General features: G+C 65.7%; 18 protein-coding genes. 9 read left to right on the top strand and 9 right to left on the bottom strand.

The annotated features are described in order from the left end of the window. Position 1: 1 nt before the first annotated feature. The 5 genes from ACSQ3Y_RS06890 to ACSQ3Y_RS06870 form a co-directional block, all read right to left on the bottom strand. On the bottom strand, positions 2 to 658 hold the full coding sequence (locus tag ACSQ3Y_RS06890; protein ID WP_436176821.1) for a sulfite oxidase heme-binding subunit YedZ: 657 nt from the start codon (positions 656 to 658) through the stop codon (positions 2 to 4). 29 nt (positions 659 to 687) lie between these two features. Then, complete coding sequence (msrP, locus tag ACSQ3Y_RS06885) at positions 688 to 1,686, bottom strand: protein-methionine-sulfoxide reductase catalytic subunit MsrP (RefSeq protein ID WP_436176820.1); 999 nt, start codon at positions 1,684 to 1,686, stop codon at positions 688 to 690. A 144-nt stretch (positions 1,687 to 1,830) separates the two neighbouring features. After that, positions 1,831 to 3,171 carry a c-type cytochrome biogenesis protein CcsB gene (gene ccsB / locus ACSQ3Y_RS06880; protein ID WP_436176819.1) on the bottom strand — a complete coding sequence of 447 codons (1,341 nt, stop codon included), beginning with the start codon at positions 3,169 to 3,171 and terminating at the stop codon, positions 1,831 to 1,833. Continuing rightward, positions 3,168 to 5,321 (bottom strand): cytochrome c biogenesis protein ResB, encoded by a 2,154-nt coding sequence (locus ACSQ3Y_RS06875; RefSeq protein WP_436176818.1) that lies wholly within the window; start codon positions 5,319 to 5,321, stop codon positions 3,168 to 3,170. Before ACSQ3Y_RS06875 ends, ccsB begins: the two co-directional genes overlap by 4 nt. Before the next feature lie 154 nt (positions 5,322 to 5,475). Next, positions 5,476 to 6,117: a c-type cytochrome gene (locus ACSQ3Y_RS06870; RefSeq protein ID WP_057265215.1), complete on the bottom strand. Its 642-nt coding sequence runs from the start codon at positions 6,115 to 6,117 to the stop codon at positions 5,476 to 5,478. A 73-nt stretch (positions 6,118 to 6,190) separates the two neighbouring features. Here ACSQ3Y_RS06870 and yihA point away from each other — a divergent pair, with 73 nt between their 5' ends. Both yihA and ACSQ3Y_RS06860 read left to right on the top strand, forming a co-directional pair. Next, positions 6,191 to 6,940 carry a ribosome biogenesis GTP-binding protein YihA/YsxC gene (gene yihA / locus ACSQ3Y_RS06865; protein ID WP_436176817.1) on the top strand — a complete coding sequence of 250 codons (750 nt, stop codon included), beginning with the start codon at positions 6,191 to 6,193 and terminating at the stop codon, positions 6,938 to 6,940. Positions 6,941 to 6,996: 56 nt separating this feature from the next. Continuing rightward, positions 6,997 to 7,902, top strand: coding sequence for an alpha/beta fold hydrolase (locus ACSQ3Y_RS06860; protein ID WP_436176816.1), 906 nt, complete (start codon positions 6,997 to 6,999; stop codon positions 7,900 to 7,902). Positions 7,903 to 7,916: 14 nt separating this feature from the next. Here ACSQ3Y_RS06860 and ACSQ3Y_RS06855 read toward each other — a convergent pair whose 3' ends face one another. Together ACSQ3Y_RS06855 and ACSQ3Y_RS06850 are read right to left on the bottom strand one after the other, a co-directional pair. Further along, complete coding sequence (locus ACSQ3Y_RS06855) at positions 7,917 to 8,783, bottom strand: lysophospholipid acyltransferase family protein (protein ID WP_057205145.1); 867 nt, start codon at positions 8,781 to 8,783, stop codon at positions 7,917 to 7,919. Then, the gene (locus tag ACSQ3Y_RS06850) at positions 8,780 to 9,649 is read right to left on the bottom strand and encodes a lysophospholipid acyltransferase family protein (protein WP_436176815.1); all 870 of its coding nucleotides are present in this window, start codon (positions 9,647 to 9,649) and stop codon (positions 8,780 to 8,782) included. The genes ACSQ3Y_RS06855 and ACSQ3Y_RS06850 overlap by 4 nt, the downstream gene beginning before the upstream one ends. Before the next feature lie 132 nt (positions 9,650 to 9,781). Here ACSQ3Y_RS06850 and metK point away from each other — a divergent pair, with 132 nt between their 5' ends. From metK to ACSQ3Y_RS06835, 3 genes are all read left to right on the top strand, one after another. After that, a complete protein-coding gene (gene metK / locus ACSQ3Y_RS06845; protein WP_305741902.1) occupies positions 9,782 to 10,963 on the top strand; it encodes a methionine adenosyltransferase in 1,182 nt (393 codons plus the stop codon). A gap of 272 nt (positions 10,964 to 11,235) precedes the next feature. Then, positions 11,236 to 11,421: a DUF1328 domain-containing protein gene (locus ACSQ3Y_RS06840; RefSeq protein ID WP_305741901.1), complete on the top strand. Its 186-nt coding sequence runs from the start codon at positions 11,236 to 11,238 to the stop codon at positions 11,419 to 11,421. 37 nt (positions 11,422 to 11,458) lie between these two features. Then, complete coding sequence (locus ACSQ3Y_RS06835; RefSeq protein WP_428002449.1) at positions 11,459 to 11,914, top strand: hemerythrin domain-containing protein; 456 nt, start codon at positions 11,459 to 11,461, stop codon at positions 11,912 to 11,914. Positions 11,915 to 11,942: 28 nt separating this feature from the next. Here ACSQ3Y_RS06835 and ACSQ3Y_RS06830 read toward each other — a convergent pair whose 3' ends face one another. Next, positions 11,943 to 13,184: a diguanylate cyclase gene (locus tag ACSQ3Y_RS06830; RefSeq protein ID WP_428002450.1), complete on the bottom strand. Its 1,242-nt coding sequence runs from the start codon at positions 13,182 to 13,184 to the stop codon at positions 11,943 to 11,945. Positions 13,185 to 13,515: 331 nt separating this feature from the next. Between ACSQ3Y_RS06830 and ACSQ3Y_RS06825 the strand changes: the two genes are divergently transcribed. The 4 genes from ACSQ3Y_RS06825 to ACSQ3Y_RS06810 are packed head-to-tail and all read left to right on the top strand — an operon-like array spanning position 13,516 to position 18,351. Then, complete coding sequence (locus ACSQ3Y_RS06825; protein ID WP_428002451.1) at positions 13,516 to 14,370, top strand: cysteine hydrolase; 855 nt, start codon at positions 13,516 to 13,518, stop codon at positions 14,368 to 14,370. Positions 14,371 to 14,380: 10 nt separating this feature from the next. Next, on the top strand, positions 14,381 to 15,571 hold the full coding sequence (gene pncB / locus ACSQ3Y_RS06820) for a nicotinate phosphoribosyltransferase (RefSeq protein WP_436176814.1): 1,191 nt from the start codon (positions 14,381 to 14,383) through the stop codon (positions 15,569 to 15,571). 19 nt (positions 15,572 to 15,590) lie between these two features. After that, the gene (locus ACSQ3Y_RS06815) at positions 15,591 to 17,291 is read left to right on the top strand and encodes an NAD+ synthase (RefSeq protein ID WP_436176813.1); all 1,701 of its coding nucleotides are present in this window, start codon (positions 15,591 to 15,593) and stop codon (positions 17,289 to 17,291) included. Between the two features lie 13 nt (positions 17,292 to 17,304). Next, on the top strand, positions 17,305 to 18,351 hold the full coding sequence (locus tag ACSQ3Y_RS06810; RefSeq protein ID WP_057205167.1) for a bifunctional nicotinamide-nucleotide adenylyltransferase/Nudix hydroxylase: 1,047 nt from the start codon (positions 17,305 to 17,307) through the stop codon (positions 18,349 to 18,351). A 58-nt stretch (positions 18,352 to 18,409) separates the two neighbouring features. On the opposite strand, the gene ACSQ3Y_RS06805 is transcribed toward ACSQ3Y_RS06810, so the two are convergent. Further along, complete coding sequence (locus tag ACSQ3Y_RS06805; protein WP_057265236.1) at positions 18,410 to 19,933, bottom strand: methyl-accepting chemotaxis protein; 1,524 nt, start codon at positions 19,931 to 19,933, stop codon at positions 18,410 to 18,412. Positions 19,934 to 20,176: the final 243 nt, after the last annotated feature.

Below are 20,176 nucleotides of genomic sequence, written 5' to 3'. Positions count from 1 at the left end.
GCTAGCGCTGCGCCGCGGCACCTTGCCGCGTTGCTGCGACGCCGATAGCCGCCTTGGCTGCCCGCTTGCGCAAGGCCTGCCACACACGCCAGCCCAGCAGCGCCGCCAGGATGGCCGCGTACACCGCCACCTCGCCGAAGTCGTTCTTGCCAGCGCGCATCCAGAAGAAGTGCAGGATCGCCAGGCCCGCCACGGCATACACCGTGCGGTGCAGCACCTGCCAGCGCTTGGCACCCAGCGCGCGGATGGCGCGGTTGAACGAGGTGGCCGCCATCAGGGTGAGCAGCACGAACGCCAGGAAACCCACCAGGATGAAAGGCCGCTTGGCAATGTCCACGGCAATGTCGTTCACCTCGAAGCCCATGTCGAACCAGCTGTAGCTCAGCAGGTGCAGCAGCGCATAGAAGAACACGAACACCCCCAGCATGCGCCGAAAGCGCGCCAATTGGGGTGTGGACGTCATGACGCGGACAGGCGTCACCGCCAGCACCAGGCACAGCGCACGCAGGGTCCAGTCACCCGTGGCGCGGATCAGCGCCTCGGCCGGATTCGCACCCAGTTGGTTGGCCACAGCGGCATACACCAGCCACGCCAGCGGCAGCAGGCACAGCACGAACACCACAGGCTTGGCCAGGGGGTGGAGCAGGAACTTTCGCATGGCGGCGAAGGGGTCGGTTTCTGGCAGGCTCAGAAAAATTTCTTGAGGTCCATGCCCGCGTACAACTGGCCGACCTGGGCCTCGTAGCCGTTGAACATCAGCGTCTTGCGCTTCTTGGCGAACAACCCATCCTCGCCAATGCGCCGCTCGGTCGCCTGGCTCCATCGGGGGTGGTCTACCGTGGGGTTCACGTTTGAATAGAAGCCGTACTCCTGCTGCGCCGCCTTGTTCCAGGCCGTACCCGGTTCCTTGTCCGTGAAGCGGATCTTGACAATGCTCTTGGCGCTCTTGAAGCCGTACTTCCATGGCACCACCAGGCGCACCGGCGCGCCGTTCTGGTTGGGCAGCACTTCGCCGTACATGCCGAAGGCCAGCAGGGTCAGCGGGTGCATGGCCTCGTCCATGCGCAAGCCTTCCACATAGGGCCAGTCGAGCACGCGCGAGCCCACAAAAGGCATGGTGGCCTTGTCCGCCAGGGTGACGAACTCCACGTACTTGGCGCTGCCCTGCGGTTCCACGCGCTTGATGAGTTCGGCCAGCGAATAGCCCACCCACGGGATCACCATCGACCAGCCCTCCACGCAACGCAGGCGGTAGATGCGCTCTTCCTGCGCACTCAGCTTGAGCAGGTCTTCGATACCGTACTTGCCCGGCTTCTTGACCAGCCCCTCGACCTCCACCGTCCAGGGCGAGGTCTTGAGGGTGTGCGCATTGCGCGCCGGGTCGGCCTTGTCGGTACCGAACTCGTAGAAATTGTTGTAGGTGCTGGCGTCCTTGTAGTCGGTCACCTTCTCCATCGACACCGCGCCCGCCACGGACGATTTGCTGCCCGCCAGCGCTGCCAGCTTGCCGGGCCGGGCGGGGGCCTGCGCCAGGGCTTCGCGGCCGGCCCAGGCGGCCATTGCCGCACCGGCTGCACCACCGGCCATCAGGCGCAGCATGTCGCGGCGCCCTTCGTAGGCTGCGCGTGGCGTGATGTCGGAAGAGTGCGGGTGGTTGAAACCCGAGTCGCGGGAGTGAAATGGCATGGGGGGCTCCGGTCAGGCGGTGATGGAATCGTCTACGGGTAGAGCGATACCACCCCTAGTTCGTTCCAAATACGGATAAGGTTACACCGTGGATGCAATCTTTGCAGGGCCCGCTCCCCGTATCCGCCGCCTCGCGTGCTCGTCCTACAGCGTACCGTAGCTGTGCAGCCCACTCAGAAACATGTTGACCCCGAGGAAGGCGAAGGTCGTAACCGCCAGGCCCACCAGAGCCCACCAGGCCGACACTGTGCCACGCAGGCCCTTCATGAGGCGCATGTGCAGCCAGGCGGCGTAGTTGAGCCAGACGATCAGCGCCCAGGTCTCCTTGGGGTCCCAGCTCCAGTAGCCGCCCCAGGCCTCGGCCGCCCACAGGGCGCCCAGCACCGTGGCGATGGTGAAGAAGGCAAAGCCCACGGCGATGGCCTTGTACATCACATCGTCCAGGATCTCGAACGAGGGCAGGCGCTCGGCAATGCGCTTGCGCCCCAGCAGGATGCCGGCCACGATCAGCGCCGAGATGCCGAAATACACCATCCAGTAGCTGCCGCCGCTCTCCGTCGCGCCCTGGCGGAACACGATGGGCTCGAAACACAGCACCACGCCCAGCAGCCACAGCGGCGCCAGCTTGTACCAGCGCGTCTCCGTGGCCTGCTGCTTGATCAGGTAGGCAAATGCCACCATGGCCGACAGCGCGAAAGTGCCGTAGCCGATGAAGTTGGCTGGCACGTGCAGCTTCATCCACCAGCTCTTGAGCGCAGGCACCAGCGGCTGGATCTCGTGCGCCTCACGCACCACCGTGTACCACAGCAGAAAGCCCACGGCTGCACTCACCACCAGCATCACGAAGCCACCCAGGGCGCGCGTCTTGTACTGGGCTTCGTAGTACAGGTAGAAGGCGGCCGTCATCCAGCAGAACAGCACGAACACCTCGTACAGGTTGCTCACCGGGATGTGGCCGATGTCGGGCCCGATCAGGTAGCTCTCGTACCAGCGCACCAGGGTACCGATCAGCGCCATGCCCACCGCCACCCATGCCAGGCGCGAGCCGATCAGGTTCATGGTGTGGCCCTCGCCACGCGCGAACATGCCAATCCAGTAGAACGCAGTGCTCATGAAGAACAGCATGCTCATCCACAGAATGGCCGACTGGCTCGACAGGAAGTACTTGAGTCCGAACACCGTGTCGGCGCGCGCCAGGCTGCCCACCCCGTCGACCTGGTACAGGCCGATGGCCATCAGCGCCACCGCGGTCACCACCAGCATCAGCGTGCGCAGCGGGCGCCAGAACCAGCCCAGCCAGATGGTCGAGGGAATGGCCCCGAGCAGGATTCCCTTTTCGTACACATCCATGAAGCTGCCATAGCGCTGCAGCGCATACAGCGCCCCCACAGCGACGATGGCCGCAAAGGCCCAGTCCAGCCAGTTGCGGCGGGAGAAGAAGCCTTCGTTCAGGGTGATCGTGGTGTTGCGGGTGGCCGTGTTCATGGGTTGCCTTGCAGGGGCGGTGCCCCGATCAGTTTTTCTGCGAGCTCTACAAACTCCCGGTCGCCGTCCATGGTCTTGCGGTTGGTCGAGAGCGCCATCATGGCATGCGTGCCATCACCCTGCGGCGCCACCCAGACCCAGATGCGGCGTTCGCGGATGTAGAGCATGGCAAAAACGCCCAGAATGAGCAAGGCACAGCCCAGGTAGACGATGTTCCTGCCGGGCGCGCGGGCCACCTGGAACACGCTGGCCTGCACCTGCGTGAAGTCCTTGAGCTCGAAGGCAATGGCCGCAGGGTAGATCTGCGCATCGCTCAGCGACAGCACGGCCTGCGTCATGAAGCCGCGCGTCTTGTCGTCCGGCGGCAGTGGCTGCAGGCCCGCATTCTTGCGCGACAGTTGCGCCAGCTCGAACAGGGTGCCGTTCAGGATGCGGATCAGCACCTCGCCTGCGCGACCCCGCTCGGCCTCGGGCACGTTGGATTCCATGAAGTCGGAAATCGCCTGCAGCCCGCCCGTGGGCTTGCCGTCCACGATGCCATTGCCGGCAAACAGCGCCAGCGCGCGCAAGGCCGATTGCGCCAATTGCTCACCCACGTCGGGCCGCGATGGATCGATGGCCTGCGCCACATAGCTGCGCACCGCCTGTTCGCGCGCCGCCGGGTCGGCCAGCGCCACGCGCAGGCGCAGGAAACCGTCCATCCCGCCCTGGTCATCGGCAGGCACCCGCAGGTAGCGAAACGGGTCTGCCGGCATCTCACGCACACCCAGCAGGTACACCGGCACGCCATCGCCCGTGTCCACGGGCAGCATGTAGTTGTGGAACTCGCGCGCCTGGCCTGCCGCATCGCGCAGCTTGTAGCTCACGCTCGGGCCCACGTTGCGCAGCTCCTTCTTGGTCACGGTCTTGTTCGCGGCGCCCAGGCGCGACTCCACTGCCTCGCGCAGGTCGACCTTGCGCACGTCGACGCCCGTGGCGCCCGGGCCGGCACCGCCGAAGTTCTCGACGTTGATGGTGCGCAGCGCCGTGAACTCCAGCGTCATGGTGTCGCTACCCGCCACACCGCCCTTGTTGGTCAGTTGGGTCGAATCGCCCACCACCCCATCGACGTCGAAGGCCTTGGCGCCCGGCGCCATGGGCACGGCGCGCAGTTTCAGGTGCGATCCGCCATCGTCGAAGCTCGACTGGTAGATCTCCACGCCCTTGTAGCTGGCCGGGTGGTTCACCTCCACGCGGGCCGGCGTCTTCTCGCCCGTGGCCTTGTCGTGGATGATGATCTCGCTGGCAAACAGCTTGGGCATGCCCGTGGAATAGTGCTCGACGATGAATTTCTTGAGCTCGATGGCGAACGGCAGGTCCTGCAGCAACACGCCATCGGACTGGTTCAGGAGGGCCGTGCTCGATTGCGTGCCCTCGGCCACCAGCAGGTTGCCACGAAAGGTCGGGTTGCGCTCGGACAGCCGGTGCTCGGGCTTCACGTCCGCGATCAGTCCGCCACCGGTATAGGGCGTCTTGCCGCCCAGCAGCATCTGCGCACGCACGATCAGGTCCCCATCGAGCAGCCCGCCCACGCACACCAGCACGATGGCGCTGTGCGCAGCGATGTAGCCGATCTTGTTGGCCGCGCCGGCCTTGGCCGCCACCATCCAGCCCGTGCCAGCGCCGGCCGGCGTATCGCGCTGCTGCAGGCGCACCTTCCAGCCGCCACCGGCCAGCAGGGCGCCGATGCGCTTGGCCTCGGCCTCGGGGCCCTCGGGCAGATCGGCCTCGGCCTTGTGGTGGAAGGCCTTGAGGCTCTGCTCACGGATGTTTTCCTTGTAGACCCGGATGTCCACCAGGATCTTGGGCGTGTTGCGGGCGATGCACAGCGAGGTGCTCAGCACCAGAAACGCCAGGATCAGCAGGAACCACCAGGCGCTGTACACCGCATTGAGTTGGATGGCGCTGAACAGCGCTGCCCAGAAGGGGCCGAACTGGTTCACATAGTTCGCCGCCGGCTCGTGCTGCTTGAGCACGGTGCCGATCACCGAGGCGATGCAGATCACCGTCAGCAGCGAGATCGCGAAGCGCATCGAAGACAGCATCTCGATCACGGCGCGCAAGGCCTTGGAGCCGTACTGGACGCGAACGCCTTGGGTGTTGTCAGACATGGAGGAAAGAGGGGCGATGGGGCAGGCAAAGAAAAAGGACGGGACCATCTGCTCGATGGACCCGCCCTTTTTGGGTTTGTTATTGGCGGTTGGTTCCGGTCGGCCCGCGCTGTGTGAGCCTTGCTTGAGAAAGATCAGTCGTTCAGTCGATTCATCAGCGCAGGCCGGCGATGTAGTCCGCCACAGCCTTGATCTCGCGGTCATTCAGCTTGGCAGCCACCTGCGTCATCTGCAGGCTGTTGGCGCGCTTGCCATCGCGGAAGGCGACGAGCTGCGTCGCGGTGTAGTCGGCATGCTGGCCGGACAGGCGCGGGTACTGGGCCGGGATGCCGGAGCCATTGGGGCTGTGGCAGCCGGCACAGGCGGCGATCTGGCGGTCGGCAATGCCGCCGCGGTAGATGCGCTCGCCCATGGAGACCAAGGCCTTGTCCTTGGCGAAGCCGGGCTTGGCCGCCTTGGCGGTCACCCAGTACGCAATGTTCTTCATGTCCTCGTCCGACAGGGCCGAGGCAAAGCCCTTCATCACGGGATCGTTGCGCTTGCCGGACTTGAATTCCTGCAGTTGCTTGACCAGGTACTCGGGGTGCTGCTGCGACAGCTTGGGATTGGCAGCGATGGCCGAGTTGCCGTCCGCGCCGTGGCAGGCAGCGCACACCGCAGTGAAGCTGGCCTCGCCTTTGACCAGGTCGGGCTTGGCGGCCTTGGGTGGCGCAGCGGGAGTCTCGCCCGCAGAAAAAGCCGGGAAAGCGGGCACTGCCAGCACGGCAGCCATCAGCATAGAGGCGAGCAACTTCATATCGAGGGTCTGTGTTTATGTGCGCGAAACCGCACGATTCTACAATGAGGCCCCGCAAGCACCTCAACCCCCCATGACGACCACTCCTTCTGCGCCAGTTGCTGGCTCTCTCCCGCCCGCACCCGACGCCAAAGTCGCCATGGGCTGGATGCACACGGCAAGATTCCTCACCACGGCGGCGCAACTGCACCACCTGCCCCCCATCGTGGTGCCGGAGATTGCCTTCGTGGGCCGTTCCAATGCAGGCAAATCCACCTGCATCAACACGCTGACCCAGCAAAAGCAGCTCGCATTCGCCTCCAAGAAGCCCGGTCGCACCCAGCACATCAACCTGTTTTCCCTGGGAAAACAGGGGGTGATGGACGCCGTGCTGGCCGATTTGCCCGGTTATGGCTATGCCGCCGTCTCGCGCTCGGACAAGGTGCGCTGGCAACAGGTGATGGTCAATTACCTGGTCAGCCGCCCGGGCCTCACGGGCATCGTGCTGCTGTGCGACCCCCGCCTGGGCCTCACGGGGCTCGACGAAGCGCTGCTCGAAGTGGTGCGCCCCCGGGTCGAGGAAGGGCTCAAGTTCCTCATCGTGCTCACCAAGGCCGACAAGCTCACCCGTGCAGAGCAGGCCAAGATACTGTCGATCACGCGACTGCACGCCGGCGGCGGCGACGTCAAGATGTTCTCTGCCCTCAAAAAGCAGGGGGTAGACGAGGTGGCCCAACTGCTGTGGCAGTGGGCACACCCGGTGCCTGGTGCCGAGCTGGCGCAGGGCGACGAACCTGCGCCGGACGCCGACAGCGCCGACGACCAGGAACCCGAGGAAGATTGAACGCCAGTGCTGGACCCATGCGCGCTGGCAGCTACACAAACGATAGCAATAGCGCCATGATCAGCAACCGCACCATTCCCCTGTCCCACGGCACGACCCTGCACTGCCGCGAAAGCGGCGCCGCCGGGCGGCCCGTGCTGCTGTTCCTGCACGGCTTTCCCGAAGGCGCCTTCATCTGGGATGCCATGCTGTCGCACTTCGCGCTGCCCGAAAACGGCGGCTACCACTGCGTGGCCCCGTATCTGCGCGGGTTTGGCGAATCGAGCAGCCCCGCAGCCGTCGATGCCTACCGGGCCAAGCACCTGGTGCAGGATCTTGCGGCACTGATCGAGATCGTGAGTCCCGGCCAGCCGCTCGAATGCCTGGTGGCCCACGACTGGGGCGGGGCAGTAGCCTGGAATCTGGCCAACCAACAGCCGCAGCGCATGAAGCGCTTGGCCATCGTCAACTCACCCCATCCCGGCAGCTTCCTGCGCGAACTGCAGCACAACGCCGCGCAACAGGCCAGCAGCCAGTACATGCACTTCCTGTGCAGGCCGGACGCCGAAGCCCTGTTGGCCGAGAATGATTTCGCGCGCCTGTTCGCGTTTTTCGACAACCCCGAAGGCCGGACGCCGCAGTGGTTGACCGACGGCGTGCGCGCGCAATACCGCGCCCTGTGGCAGCACGGCCTGACCGGCGCCTGCAACTACTACCGCGCCAGCCCCCTGCGACCGCCGCGAGGGGACGACAACGCCATCGCCGGTATCACCCTGCCCGACAGCATGCTCAGCGTGTCGGTGCCCACCCTGGTGGTCTGGGCGTTGGACGACCCCGCCCTGCTGCCCGGACTGCTCGACGGCCTGCCGGGCTGGATTCCCCAACTGCAGATCGACAAGATCGAAGGCGCATCGCACTGGGTGGTGCATGAGCAGCCGGATCGGGTAGCGAGCGCGCTCGCGGGCTTTCTGCGCGGAGGCTGAGCCCCCGCTTCGCTTCAATAGATCGAAGGCTCGCCCTCGGGCCGGGTCTTGAAGCGCTTGTGTACCCAGTAGTACTGCCCCGGCGTCACGTCGATGTACGACTGCAGGTACTGGTTCATCAGCGCCGTGTCGGCCTCGGCGTCGTCGGTGGGGTATCCGGGCCAGGCGGGCGACAGCTCGGCCACATAGCCCGCGGGCGTGATGCGCGTGACCATGGAGATCACCTTGGCACGCCCCAGCCGGGCGAAGCGCGACAGCGACGGCACCGTGGCTGCTGTCACGCCGTAAAAGGGCACGAACAGCGAATCGTTGCGTCCGAAATCCATGTCGGGCAACAGGTACAGCAGGCCGCCCTTGCGCAGCCCGCTCAGGATGGGCTTGACGCCATCGCCCCGGTTGAGCATGCGCACATTGCCAAAGCGCTGGCGCCCGTTGCGGATCCAGACATCCACCGCCGGATCGGGCTGGGGCGTGAAGATGGAGGTGAAGGCCCGGTCGGTGTGCAAGGTGAGCGCGGAGCCTCCGGCATCCATGCCGTAGAAATGCGGCGCAAAGATGATGGTCGGCGTGTCCCCCAGCAACTCGTCCAGCGCGCCTTGCAGCTTCACACGGTCCAGCACCACCTCGCGCGGGGCGAACCACAGCCAGCTGCGGTCCAGCCAGGTCTGGCAGAAACCGACGAAGCTTTCGCGCGCCCACTGGCGCCGCTGGGCCTCGGTGGCATCGGGAAAGCACAGCGCCAGATTGCGCAGCGCCACCTTGCGCCGCGGCGCCGCCACCAGGTACAGCGCCTGGCCGATGAACCAGCCCATGCCCCGCAGCACGCGCAGCGGCAGCAAGGCCAGCAGGCGCATGAACAACACCCCCAGGCGCCCGGTCATGCGGCACCTCCGGCAGGCGTTGCAGCAGCGGCAGCGGCTTCCACACGGGGCTGCTTGTAGCGGCCATAGCCCCAGAGGTACTGGCCTGGGGATTGTCGTATCAGATGTTCCATGGCCTGGTTGATCTGCAGCAGTGCTGCGTCGGCGTCCTGCGCCAGCGGTGCGGCGGGCAGGGGTTCGAAATGCACCACGTAGCCACGGCCCCAGGACAGGCGCTCGCAGCGCGCCAGGACGACCACCGCGCCCGTCTGGTGGGCAAGGCGCACGGCCAGCGTCATGGTGTAGGCGTCCTTGCCGAAGAAAGGGCTCCACTGGCCCTGGCCCTGTGGCGGCACCTGGTCAGGCAGCAGGCCCACGGCCTCGCCCCGGCGCAGCGCCTTGATCATCTGGCGCACGCCAGAGAGGTTGGTGGGCACGGCCTGCATTCCGGGCCGGTTGCGGGCCGTCTCCATCACCTTGGCGAGCCAGGGCTGGCGCGCAGGGCGGTAGAGCACGGTGATGGGGCCGTGGTCGGCACTCCAGCGCAGGGCGGCCGCCTGGGCCGAGAACTCGAAGCAGCCCAGGTGGGGCGTGAGGTACAGGATGCCACGGCCCTGGGCATAGGCCGCCTCCACGCAGGCCCCGCCCTCGATGCGAAACGGCAGCGGGGCCCCCAGCCACAGGCGCGGCAACTCGGCCACCATGCGGCCTGCATGGCCCACGGCGGCGCTCACATCACCGAAGCGGTAGCCGGCCTGCGACGCATTGGCCCGAAAGCGCCTGCGGTAGATGGGAGAGGCCAGAAATGCCACCCAGCCCATGGCCGCGCCCAGGCCATGGAGCAGCCACAGTGGCAACACGGAAAAGAGACGGAACAAAGATGGCATTAAAATGACGGGGTCGCTGAGTTAAATGAGCAACTTGCAGGGCGACGTTAAATAAATCTGCTAAAGCGTTCGCCAAAGCTCCTTCGGGGTGAGGGCAACGCCCCAAATGCCGGAACACAGGAGTTTATTCAAATGGCGAACGACTTTCTTTTTACCTCGGAATCCGTCTCCGAAGGCCACCCCGACAAAGTGGCCGACCAGATCTCGGATGCGATCCTCGATGCGATCTTCAAGCAGGACCCCCGCAGCCGCGTCGCCGCCGAAACGCTGACCAACACCGGCCTCGTGGTGCTGGCGGGTGAAATCACCACCAACGCCCACGTGGATTACATCCAGGTCGCGCGCGACACCATCAAGCGCATCGGCTACGACAACACCGACTACGGCATCGACTACAAGGGCTGTGCCGTGCTCGTGGCCTACGACAAGCAATCGAACGACATCGCCCAGGGCGTGGACCAGGCCAGCGACGACCACCTGAACACCGGTGCCGGCGACCAGGGCCTGATGTTCGGCTACGCCTGCGACGAAACGCCCGAGCTGATGCCCGCGCCTATCTACTATGCGCACCGCCTTGTGGAGCGCCAGGCCCAGTTGCGCAAGGACGGGCGCCTGCCCTTCCTGCGCCCCGATGCCAAGAGCCAGGTGACCATGCGCTATGTGGACGGCAAGCCACACAGCATCGACACCGTGGTGCTCTCCACCCAGCACCACCCCGACCAGAGCGAAACCGCCAAGACGATGAAGGCCAGCTTCATCGAGGCCGTGATCGAAGAGATCATCAAGCCCGTGCTGCCCAGCGAGTGGCTCAAGGACACCAAGTACCTGATCAACCCCACCGGCCGCTTCGTCATCGGCGGCCCGCAAGGCGACTGCGGCCTGACCGGCCGCAAGATCATCGTCGACACCTACGGCGGTGCCTGCCCCCACGGCGGCGGCGCCTTCAGCGGCAAGGACCCAACCAAGGTGGACCGCTCGGCCGCCTACGCCGCACGCTACGTGGCCAAGAACATCGTCGCCGCCGGCCTGGCGCGCCAGTGCCAGATCCAGGTGGCCTACGCCATCGGCGTGGCACGCCCCATGAACGTGACCGTCTACACCGAAGGCACGGGCGTGATCCCCGACGACAAGATTGCCGCACTGGTGCAGGAGCATTTCGACCTGCGCCCCAAGGGCATCATCCAGATGCTGGACCTGCTGCGCCCGATCTACGAAAAGACCGCCGCCTACGGCCACTTCGGCCGCGAAGAACCCGAGTTCACCTGGGAGAAGACCGACAAAGCTGCTGCACTGCGTGCAGCAGCAGGGCTGTAAGCCCTCCGCGCGACAGCGCGACTTTCCGTACGTGGGCGAAGCTCAATGGCGCGCCGATGTGAAGGCCAAAGGGCCAGCCGAAACCAAGGTACGGACAAAGCCGCAGCGCTCACCGCGCTGCGGCTTTGTCGTTTCCGGGCCCGAGCTCCATCGGATCGGCGCTCTCCTACACCCACACTCCGCACCTGCCGACGCTCCCAGCACGGCCACTCCGGTATCTTTCAGTCACATCTAATTCGCAGCAGATGCTGCCCCTACTGCAAGGAACCAACATGCTCAAGTACGCCATCATTTTTGCCCTGATCTCGCTGGTTGCCGGTGCACTGGGCTTCACCGGCGTGGCGGCGGGCACGGCAGGCATTGCCAAGATCCTGTTCGTGTTGTTCCTGGTGCTGGCCGTGATTTTCGTGGTCCTGGCGGCCATCGGTGTCGGTGCGGCCCGCAAGGCCCTCAAGTAAGCCGCATTTCCTGCACCCCTCACTGCCAAGGATCCCCATGAGCCAACAGAATATCTTTGAAGCCCTGCGCGAGAGCCACGAGCTGCAGCGCGACCTGTACCGCCGCCTGACAGAAACCAGTGGCGATACGCCCGAACGGCAGGAACTGTTCCTGCAGCTCAAGACCGAACTGGCAGCCCACGAGCTGGCCGAAGACCGGAATTTCTATGCGCCGCTGATGCAGCTCGACGCCGGCATGGACCTGTCGCGCCACGCGATTTCGGAGCACCACCAGATCGATGAGCTGGTGGAATCCCTGGAAAAAGCCGACCCCGCCACCCCTGCCTGGCTGCCTCTGGCGAAAAAACTGGCCGAGAAGGTGGAGCACCATCTCAAGGAAGAGGAACACCGCTTCTTCCAGATGGCCGGCAAGCTGCTGACCGAAAAGCAGAAGACCTCGCTCGCTGGCGACTACCTGACCGACTACGACGAGGCCAAGGCAGCCACGGCCTAATCTGGCCGTGGCGCTGCGAGCCCTGGTTTCAGACCGCGTCCTTGGCCTGCACCACGCAGTTGCGGCCGCTGGACTTGGCCACGTACAGGGCCGTGTCGGCGCGTTTGATCAGTGCGTGCGCGTCTTCGACCTGGTTCCAGGTGGCCACACCGAAGCTGGCACTCACATGGCCCACCGCGTCGAAAGGCACGGTGGCGATGCGTGCGCGCACGGCTTCGGCCATGGCCATGGCTGCGTCAACCGGCGTTTCCTTGAGCAGCAAAATGAACTCCTCGCCACCGAAGCGCGCAGCGCAATCGGACGAGCGCAGCAGCTCGCGCACCCGCAAGGCCGTGGCCTTGAGCACCACATCGCCCGAATCGTGGCCGAAGGTGTCATTGATGCGCTTGAAGAAGTCGATGTCGAACATCACGACCGAGAGGCTGCTCTTCTTGATGCGCGTGTCGGCCATCTCGGCCTCCAGCCGCTCGAAGAATTTGCGGCGGTTCACCAGGTCGGTCAGAAAGTCCTTGGTCGCCAGGTCTTCGAGCTTGCGGTTCATGCGCGCCATGGGTTCGATCACCAGCGACGACAGCGACAGGTTCAGTATCGCGAACAGCAGCAAAAAGCTGCCCGCCAGCGCCGTCATCACGGTGTTGAAGGTCGTGCGCGCCTTCTCGAGCGGGTAGAACATGGGCACCCGCACCACCTGGATGCCGATGGTTTCATTCATCTGCCAGCCAAAGCCGTTCTTGTCGCCGTAGATCTTGAGCATGGTTGGGGGCGCAGCAGCGGGCGTGCTGTGGCAGGCCAGGCACTGCGCCTGCTTGATCGTGATGGGGCGCGCCACGTACAGCGTGCGGTGCATGCCCTCGCCCACCTCACCGGTCACTTCCTTCTTGAGGTCTGCACGGCCTTCGCGGAAATCCTTGACGATGCGCTCCTCCCACTCGTTGGCACGGTCGCGCACATTGGTGGGGTTGAGCACCGCCTCCTTGTACTCGTAGCCCGGAAAGCGGTTCTGCAGCCGGCGCAGCGTTTCGGTGGCGGCAAAGGCCGGCACCGTCTGCGGTAGGAACTGCTCGGCCAGCGTTACATCGAGGTGCGGCTTGACCAGTTCGGTCGTGTAGTCGCGGATGGCCATCGCTGCGTGCATCATCAACTGTGAGTTGTGCTGCACCTCCTCGATGGCCGTCTTCTGCAGAAAGCGGTGCACGTACAGGCCCGTGCCTGCCGCCGCCACCAGCAGCACGCAGGCCAGCACCAGATTGAATTTGAGCCGCAATGACATGGATAACCCTCGTAGCCGACTGTAGCCAGCATGTATGACGGATGGCAAGCAAGCCTTGGCAGCCCGCGGCGCACCCCATCGTGGTGGTGTCGTGCGCATCCCAGGACCGAAAGGCCCATTGCACCAAGACACAAAGTTTTCGTTTGTGCCAGATTTTGCACGCCCGGTCCAATGAAATTCGCCCAGGGGCGTGCTGGGTGGAACACCCTCTCCACCCTGGGGCGCGATCCGGTCATCCGGCCACGCATTCGGAATTGGCTTTAAGCAACTTAGTTGCACAGTTGAATTAACTGATTTACACTGGCGCCACCGACAGACAAGGACAAGAACCATGGCACACACCACCCAGTTTCTGGTGATCGACCCGCAAAACGATTTCTGCGACCTGCCCGCTGCCTGGCAACCCGCCCACCCGGTCACCGGCATACGCAGCGCCCCCTCGCTGCCGGTCGCGGGGGCCCATGCCGACATGCAGCGCACGGCCGCCTTCGTCCGTGCCTGCGGTGCACTGCTCGACGGCATCACCATCACCCTCGATTCACACCAGCAGTTCGACATCGCCCACCCCGGGTACTGGCAGCAGACGGATGGGCAGGCCGTAGCGGCGTTCACACCCATCACGGCAGCCCAGGTGCGCGCCGGCGCCTTCTCGCCCCGCGACGGTGCCCTGCTGCCGCGCACCCTGCAGTACCTGGACGCGCTAGAACAGCAAGGCCGCTATATCCACATGGTGTGGCCCGTGCACTGCGAGATCGGCAGCTGGGGCCACGGCGTGCACGCCGAAGTGCTGGCTGCCTGCGGCGAGTGGCAGCTGCAACGCCAGCGCGCGGTGCGCAACGTGTTCAAGGGCACCAATCCCTTCACCGAGCACTACAGCGCCATCCAAGCCGAGGTGCCCGATACGGACGACCCGGACACCGCCCTGAACACCCGCCTGCTTGCAGCGCTGGGCACTGCCGACCGGGTGTTCATCGCCGGCGAGGCCAGCAGCCACTGCGTGCGCGCCACCACCGAACACATCGTGCAGCAGCTGCCGCGGCTGCAGCCAGGCTGGACGCCCGCGCGCATCACCCTGCTGACCGACTGCATGAGCCCCGTGGGCGGCTTCGAGGCCGAGCACACCGGTTTTCTCGACGCCATGCGCGCGCAGGGCGTGCAGCTGGCGCATAGCACCGACCATTTCTGAGGATCCAACCATGTCCGACCACGTCATCCACAGCCTGCTCGATACCGACCTCTACAAATTCACCATGTGGCAGGCCCTGCTGCACGGCCACCCGCAGACGCAGAGCGAGTACCGCTTCGTCTGCCGCAACCAGAGCGCCTACCCGCTCACCGAGCTGCTCGCCGAGGTAAACGCCGAACTCGACCACCTGTGTACGCTGCGCTTTGCCCCCGACGAGCTGGCCTACGTGGGCGGGCTGCGCTACATCAAGAGCGACTTCATCGATTTCCTGCGCATCTTCCAGTTCCAGCGCAACTTCATCGAAACCTCTGCCGAGGATGGCCAACTGCACATCGTGGCACGCGGCCCGCAGGTGCACGTGATGGGCTTCGAGATCTTCGTGCTGGCCATCGTCAACGAGCTGTACTTTCGCCGCTTCGACCCGTCCGCAGCCCTCGCCGAAGGCCGCCGCCGCCTGGCCGCCAAGGTGCAGACACTCAAGGACCTGGCGCAACAGGCCACGCGGCAGCACCCGTTCGAGCTGTTCGACTTCGGCCTGCGCCGGCGCTACAGCGGCGCCTGGCAGCGCGAGGTGGTGCAGACCTTTGCACGCGAGGCACCGCAGTGGTTCAAGGGCACGTCCAACGTGCTGCTGGCGCGCGACCTGGGCCTGGTGCCCATCGGCACCATGGCCCACGAGTACCTGCAGACCTACCAGGCCCTGGGCGTGCGGCTGCGCGACTTCCAGAACACGGCCCTCGAAGAGTGGGTGCAGGAATACCGGGGCGACCTCGGTATCGCCCTGACCGACACCGTGGGCATGGACGCCTTCCTGGCCGACTTCGACCTGTACTTCGCCAAGCTGTTCGACGGCCTGCGCCATGACTCGGGCGACCCGGTGGCCTGGGGCGAGAAGGCGCTGGCCCACTATGCGCGGCTGCGCATCGATGCGCACACCAAGCGCCTGGTGTTCTCCGATGGCCTGGACCTGCCGCGCGCCCTGGCGCTGTACCAGCACTTCGGCGACCGCACGCAACTGGGCTTCGGCATCGGCACCAACCTCACCAACGACATGGGGCAGACGCCGCTGAACATCGTGATGAAGCTCACGCGCGCCAACGGCCAGCCCGTGGCCAAGCTGTCGGACACGCCCGGCAAGACGCTGTGCGACGATGAGACCTTCCTTGCTTATCTCCGCCAGGTCTTCAACGTGAAAGCGTAAGCAATCCCGAGGATTTTCCATGCTCCGCATCACCCTTGCCCAACTCAACTTCACCGTCGGCGACATCGAAGGCAATGTCGCGCGCATGGTCGCCGCCGCGCGCCAGGCCGCCAGCGAGCAGGCCGATCTGGTGGTCTTCACCGAGCTCGCGCTGTGCGGCTACTACCCGGGCGACATGCTGGACGAAAGCGCCTTCCAGCAGCGCGTGGCCGCCGGGCTGGCAGCGCTGCAGCAGGCATCGGCCGAGCTGCCCGGCCTGCACTGGGTGGTGGGCGCGCCCACGCCCGCGCAGGGGCCCGGCAAGCGGCTGCACAACAGCCTGCTGGTGCTGCAAGCCGGCGAGGTGCGCCTGCGCTATGCCAAGCAGCTGCTGCCCACCTACAACATCTTCGACGAACGCCGCCACTTCGAGCCGGGCCCCGACGTGGCCAAGGTGCTGCGCATCGGCAATGCCCAGGTGGGCCTGCTGATCTGCGAGGACGGCTGGAACGACAGTGGCGCCGACTACGCGACCAACCCCTTCGACCGCATGCGCGATGCCGCGCCCGATCTGGTGGTGAGCATCAACGCCAGCCCCAGCCACATCGCCAAGCGCGAGCAGCGCCACCAGATCTTTGGCGACGCCTCGCGCCGCAACGGCCTGCCCATCCTGTACGTGAACCAGATCGGTGGGCACGACCAGATCGTGTTCGACGGCGCATCGTTCGCGGTGGAGCCCGAGGCCGGCATCGTCTTCGAGGCCCGGCGTTTCGTGGAGGACGTGCGCACCCTGCAGTTCGACAACGGGCGCTTCCTCACCGCCGAAGGGGAGACGCCCGAGCCCGTGCCCGCGCAGGGCCTCCCCACCATGGAGTTCTACCGCCAGCAGATCATGCTGGGCCTGTCGGACTATGCGCGGCGCTGCGGCTTCAAGCAGGTGGTGGTGGGCAGTTCGGGCGGCATCGACAGCGCGCTCACCCTGGCGCTCGCTGCCCAGGCGCTGGGCCCCGAGAACGTGGTGGGCATCACCATGCCCTCGCGCTTTTCATCCAGCGGCTCGGTGGACGACTCGGTGGCCCTGTGCCAGAACCTGGGCGTGCAGTTGCTTACCCACCCCATCGCCGACCTGGTGGCCGTCTATGCGCAGCAGTTCGAAGCCAGCTTTGGTCAGGTGCTGCAAGGCCTGCCGCTCGAGAACCTGCAGGCGCGCATCCGCGGCACGGTGCTGATGGAGTATTCCAACGCCTTCGGCCACCTGCTGCTCACCACGGGCAACAAGTCGGAGATCTCGGTGGGCTACTGCACGCTGTACGGCGACACCAACGGTGGCCTGGGGCTGATTGGCGACCTGTACAAGACGGAGGTCTTCGCCCTGTCGCGCCACATCAACGCGCATGCGGGCCGTGAGCTGATACCCGAGGCCATCATCGACAAGGAGCCCTCGGCCGAGCTGGCCCCCAACCAGCGCGACGTGGACAGCCTGCCGCCCTACCCGGTGCTCGACGAGGTCCTCAAGATGCTGATCGAGGGCGACCGCCTGGCACCTGCCGAGTACGATGCCGCCCTGGCCTTCGTACAGCAACTCGAACAGGGTGACGACGGCCGCACGCTAGTGCAGCGCGTGCGCATGATGGTCGCCCGCAACGAATACAAGCGCCGCCAGGCGCCCCCCATCGTGCGCGTGCGTGCGCGCGCCTTCGGCAGCGGGCGGCAGATGCCGATCGCTGCCCGCTACGTCTGATCCAATGCACCCCATGTACGACACCGCCCTCTATATCGGCCGCTTCGAGCCCGTCCACCAGGGCCACATGGCCCTTTTGCAGCACGCGCTGGACAGCGCGCGCCAGGTCATCGTGGTCATGGGCTCGGCCTGGCAGGCCCGCTCGCCCAAGAACCCCTTCACTGCCGGCGAGCGCGAGCAGATGCTGCGCGAGGCCCTGCCCGAGGCCGACCGTGCCCGTGTGCAGGTGCTGCCGGTGCGCGACTACTACAACGAAGCCGTGTGGGTGCAGGCTGTGCGCGAGGGCGTCGCCCGCATTGCGCCTGCGGCCGGCCGCATCGGCCTGGTGGGCCACTTCAAGGACGCCACCAGCAGCTACCTGGGCGCCTTCCCAGGTTGGGAATTGATCAACATGGAGCGCCAGGGCCGCATCGACGCCACCGCCATCCGCGACGCCTACTTCGGCGCCACGCCGACCACCGTGCGCACAGAGCTCGACGATCTGGCGGGTGAGATGCCTGCAAGCACGCTGGACTTTCTTGAAAGCTTTGCACTGACGCCACACTTCGAGGCGCTGCAGGAAGAATGGCGCATGCTGCGCCGCTACCGCGAGGCCTGGTCTGCAGCGCCCTACCCGCCCGTGTTCGTGACCGTGGACGCCGTGCTGCGCTGCCAGGACCATGTGCTGCTGATCCGCCGCGCCCATGCACCAGGCAAGGGGCAACTGGCCGTGCCCGGCGGCTTCATCGAGCAGCGCGAGACGGTGTGGCAGTCGTGCCTGCGCGAGCTGGTGGAAGAGACCCACTGCAAGCTGCCCGAAGGCACCATGCGCGCCGCGCTGCAATCCGTGGCCGTGTTCGACCACCCCGACCGCAGCCAGCGCGGGCGCACGCTCACGCATGCGCACTACTTCGACCTGGGCCAGGCCCCGTTCCCCACCGTGCAGGCCGATGACGACGCCCAGCAGGTGCAGTGGACGCCGATTGCCGAACTGGCGGGCATGGAAGAGGAGTTCTTCGAGGACCATTTCCACATGCTGGACCATTTTCTGGGGCTGACCGGCTCCGCCCGGCCCGCATAGCACCTGGAAACGAAAAAAAGGCAGGGCGAACCCTGCCTTTGTGAGGGCCTGCCCCGGATCAGGCCACGCGGAACTGCCCCACGGTCTGCGCCAACGCCACGGCCTGCTGGCTCAGCGACTGGGCCGCCGCCAGGGCCTCCTCGACCAGCGCGGCATTCTGCTGCGTGCCCTGGTCCATCTGCGAAATGGCCTGGTTCACCTGGGCGATGCCGGCGCTCTGCTCGGCGCTGGCAGCGCTGATCTCGGCCACCATGGTGGTCACGTTCTTCACACCGTCGACCACCTCGCGCATGGTGGAGCCGGCCTGCTCCACGAGCTGGGTGCCCACACCGACCTTGGCCACGGAGTCGTCGATCAGGCCCTTGATCTCCTTGGCGGCGGCGGCACTGCGCTGCGCCAGGCTGCGCACTTCGCTGGCCACCACGGCAAAGCCACGGCCCTGCTCACCCGCGCGCGCCGCTTCCACGGCGGCATTCAGCGCCAGGATGTTGGTCTGGAAGGCGATGCCGTCAATGACGCTGATGATGTCCACGATCTTGCGCGAGGACTGGTCGATGGAGCCCATGGTGCCCACCACCTGCTGCACCACGTCGCCACCACGCACAGCCATGTCGGAGGCAGCACGCGCCAGCTCATCGGCGCGGCGTGCGTTGGCCGCGTTCTGCTGCACGGTGGAGGTCAGCTGCTCCATCGATGCCGCCGTCTCCTGCAAGGCACTCGCCTGTGATTCGGTGCGGCCCGAGAGGTCGCCGTTGCCGGCAGCGATCTCGGCCGAGGCGGTGTTGATCGAATCGGTGCTGTCGCGCACCTGGCGCACCAGGTGGGCCAAGTTGTCGCGCATGGCGCGGATGGCGTGCAGGATGCTGGTCTGGTCGCCTGGCTGGGTGATGACCTCCACGGCCAGGTTGCCCTCGGCGATCTGCGTGACCACGTCGGCCGCATACTGCGGCTCGCCGCCGAGCTGGTGCACCAGCGTGCGCAGCATCTGCCAGGCCATGAGCGCGACGATGAGCATCAGCACAGCGCCGATGGACAGCAGGATGGCCGTGTTGCGCCAGAAGGCCTGGTCGATGTCGTCGATGTAGTCGCCAAAGCCGATGGTCCAGTCCCAGGGCTCGAACTTGATGATGGCGTAGAGCTTTTCCACCTCGTCCTTGGCACCGGGGCGCGTGCCCTTGGCGATCACCGTACCGATGGTCTTGCCCTGCAACGCGGCGCGGTAGCGCACGCCGGCTTCCTTGCCGCCCTTTTCATCGACGATGCCGATGCGCTTGGGGTTGGGGTGCACGTAATTCACGTCGTCGGTGAAGCCCCGCACGAAGAAGTACTTGTCCTTGTCGACGAAGCTGCCGATGTTGCGCTTGGCTTCCTTCTGCGCGTCCTCCTTGGAAAGGGCCCCGCTCTTTTCCTGGTCATGGGCATTTTGCGCCGCCGCATGGGCCAGCACCACCAGGTTGGACAGCTGCGCCGTGCGCTCCTTCATCATCGACTGGTACAGCGTGGTCAAGGCCACGGCGGAGAGCACGACCAGGCCCAGCAGGGTGGCCGCGCACAGCCATAGGATTCGGGTTCGCAATTTCATGGGCAGGCTTTCTCTCTCAGGATACGGAACAAGACGTAACCAGAAGATACACCCGCGCTGCCCGATTTTTAATCAAAACCTCGATTTGTCACGGTTTTGTCACATTTGCACGGCAGGCGCCTCTGCCTGCGCAAGCCGCTGGCACCGGGGCAGGAGGCCAGGCAGCCTCCCACCGGGGCCCGCTCCAACGACAAATGTAAAACCCGCCCGGCGTGTCGCGCAGCCACAACGCGGGCGAGGGTG

This window comes from Acidovorax sp. LjRoot66 (assembly GCF_964253305.1).
GTDB lineage: Bacteria > Pseudomonadota > Gammaproteobacteria > Burkholderiales > Burkholderiaceae_C > Acidovorax.
Note: the sequence above shows the minus strand (reverse complement) of the source record. Positions and strands in the feature narration are given on the sequence as shown.